At 53.6% G+C, this 2,926-nt stretch carries 2 protein-coding genes; one reads left to right on the forward strand and one right to left on the reverse strand.

Features of this window, described 5'->3' with window-relative positions:
* Positions 1-428: 428 nt before the first annotated feature.
* Positions 429-1,628: a tyrosine--tRNA ligase gene (gene tyrS, locus DQ405_RS26470; protein WP_168426479.1), complete on the reverse strand. Its 1,200-nt coding sequence runs from the start codon at positions 1,626-1,628 to the stop codon at positions 429-431.
* 180 nt (positions 1,629-1,808) lie between these two features.
* On the opposite strand from tyrS, the gene DQ405_RS26475 reads away from it, so the two are divergent.
* Positions 1,809-2,926 (forward strand): OapA family protein (locus DQ405_RS26475; RefSeq protein ID WP_168426480.1); only part of this gene is annotated, 1,118 nt, incomplete at its 3' end.

The following is a 2,926-nucleotide window of genomic DNA, read 5'->3' on the forward strand; positions in this document are numbered from 1 at the left end:
CCACACGAATTGCTTGATTCAGTTGTTAAAGAGCGTTTCGATCAAGTCTTTCGTCTCAACCGAGGCCGCGCATTCTACAGCAGCCTTGTGTCTCGTCAAGCTGTTTTTTGAAGAAGTTTTTCTTTCTTCTCAACCGCTTGCGCTTCCGATCAACCTAGCGTCTCTCGTCAGCGGGAGGCGAATCATACAGCGTCTAAAACCGCTGTCAACCACCTCTTTCAACCGCTTCCAATCAACCTGACCAGAGCCACCAACAGCGCAAAACCACCACCCTGTTAGCCCGGCGTATTCTACTCGAATCCGCCTTCCGTGCAAGCCTTTTATTTCGCTAACTTCTTGATTTAAAAGAGGTTTCGCCAAAGGCCTGCGCCGGAGAAGGTGCGCATTATAGGTACTCAGAATCGTACGTCAACGGTTGTTTGCAGGTTTCATTCGACCTCGAGCGAAACTCGTCCAAAAGCCTTCTTTCCCGCCTGACAAACATGGGCGCTGCCTAGCTCGAAGATAAACGAGCGATCCACTACCTGACCATCTACCCGCACCCCTCCCGATGCAAGCAGATCTCGCGCTACCGCCGCATTCTTAACCAGACCCGCCCGATTTAACACCGAGGCAATGGGCATACTCTCATGCGAGCGCAGCTCAATCTCCGGAATGTCTTCGGGCAACTCTCCTTCTTTCATCCTATTACCCGCGGAGCGGTGGGCCGCGGCCGCAGCCTCTTCGCCATGAAAGCGAGCAACAATCTCTTCGGCGAGCTTGATCTTGATGTCCCGAGGATTCGCACCACGCGAGACGTCCGCCTGGAACTCTTCGATTTCAGCCATATCGCGGAAGCTCAACAGCTCAAAATAGCGCCACATAAGCACATCCGGGATCGAGACCAGCTTGCTGTACATGACCCCCGGTGCCTCCTGAATCCCGACGTAGTTGCCAAGCGACTTGGACATTTTCTTTACGCCATCCAACCCTTCGAGGAGCGGCATGGTGACGATGCACTGTGACTCCTGCCCGTAAGAGCGCTGCAGCTCGCGCCCCATTAACAGATTGAACTTCTGGTCCGTACCGCCGAGCTCGATATCCGCCCGCAGCGCAACTGAGTCATAGCCCTGGACGAGCGGATAGAGAAACTCGTGAATCGCTATTGGCTGATTGGTCGAGTAGCGCTTGCTGAAATCATCGCGCTCAAGCATTCGAGCGACGGTGTACTGCGACGCCAGCCGAATGAAATCCGAAGGCGTCAACCGATCCATCCAACACGAATTAAAGGCAACCTCCGTCTTGGCCGGATCAAGAATTTTGAAGACCTGATTCTTATAGGTTTCGGCATTCTCCAAAACCTGGTCGCGCGTCAATGGAGGACGCGTTGCGCTTTTGCCGCTCGGGTCACCGATCATTCCGGTGAAATCCCCTATAAGGAAGATCACCTGATGCCCCAGCTCCTGGAACTGACGCAGCTTATTAATAAGCACCGTATGCCCAAGATGGAGATCCGGCGCAGTCGGATCGAAGCCAGCCTTGATTCGAAGTGGAAGGCCGCGCCCAAGCTTGTTGACCAACTCTGATTCGACGAGCACTTCATCAGCGCCCCGCTTGATCACCGACAGCTGCTCTTGAACCGACTTCATTGGGGTCCCATCCAGAAAATAAAGGCGCTCAACCTTACAAGAACGCTGGGAAAATTCAACGTCATCGAATGCGCACATTGAGCTGAAGGGTATTCAAGGGTTGCCTCAACCCTTCTTTGGTTATATTTTAGGCAACTATTTTTCCTGTACAAATTTTCGCCAGACATTTCCAGACATCTAATGACCTATTCAAAATCGAAAGCACCTCTCTACCCGAAGAGCCATCTCCTGGCTGCAAGCGGTGTAGCTGCGCTTCTGAGCCTGGCACTTCTTGTATTTCCATCTCGAGAAGTCGAGGCGAAAAAGACCTTCCTAGACCTTCGCCTCGATACCAGCGCGGAGTTGGCAACCGCTGCCGCCGAACCTCTCACACGCGAGCCATCAGAGACTCCATTCGCTTCGGCCGAGCTTGCTGGCGAACCGGAGCTTCAATCAGCGTTACCGGAAGAAAAAGAAGTAGCGATCGAAGCGAAGCCTCTCCTAAAGGAAGTGGTGGTCTCCAATGGAGATACGCTATCGACCGTATTTGCGAAGGTAGGCCTTCCGCAGACGGTTGTTCACGAGGTGCTGACAAGCAGCAAAGAAGCGAAGCAGCTAGCACGCCTCCGAGTAGGCCAGCGGCTTGAATTTGAACTGGATGAGCTGGGTAAGCTGGCCAAATTGAGCAGCCCGCTGAACAAATTGGAACGCCTGCAGCTGGAACGATCCGATACAGGTTACGTATTCAAGAAAGAGCAGCTGAAACCTGATGTCAGTACCGCTTATGCATATGGCCGTATCGAAAGCAGCCTGTTCCTTGCGGCGAAGCGTGCCGGCCTCAGCCATAGTCTGACCATGGACTTGGCCAACGTCTTTGGCTACGACATCGATTTCGCCATGGATATACGCAAAGGTGACTCCTTCGAAGTGGTTTACGAGCAAAAGACTGTTGCCGGCGAGAACGTAGGTACCGGAAACATCCTTGCAGCTCGCTTCACGAACAGGGGGAAAAGCTATACCGCAGTTCGCTATACCAACAAGCAGGGCAACAGCAGCTATTACACAGCTGACGGTGAGAGCATGCGCAAAGCATTTATCCGAACGCCGGTTGATTTCGCCCGCATCAGCTCCCGCTTTTCCAATGGTCGCAAGCATCCGATTCTGAACAAGATCCGTGCCCACAAGGGCGTGGACTACGCCGCACCGCACGGCACCCCTATTAAAAGTGCGGGTGACGGCAAGGTGCTCCTCGCCGGCCGCAAGGGCGGGTACGGCAATACAGTCGTCATTCAACATGGCAACCGCTACCGTACGCTATA

It is taken from the genome of Pseudomonas sp. SST3 (genome assembly GCF_003325755.1).

Bases quoted from the DNA above. Each gene is read 5' to 3' on its own strand.
- tyrS (WP_168426479.1), bottom strand. From the start codon at position 1,628: ATGAAGTCGGTTCAAGAGCAGCTGTCGGTGATCAAGCGGGGCGCTGAT.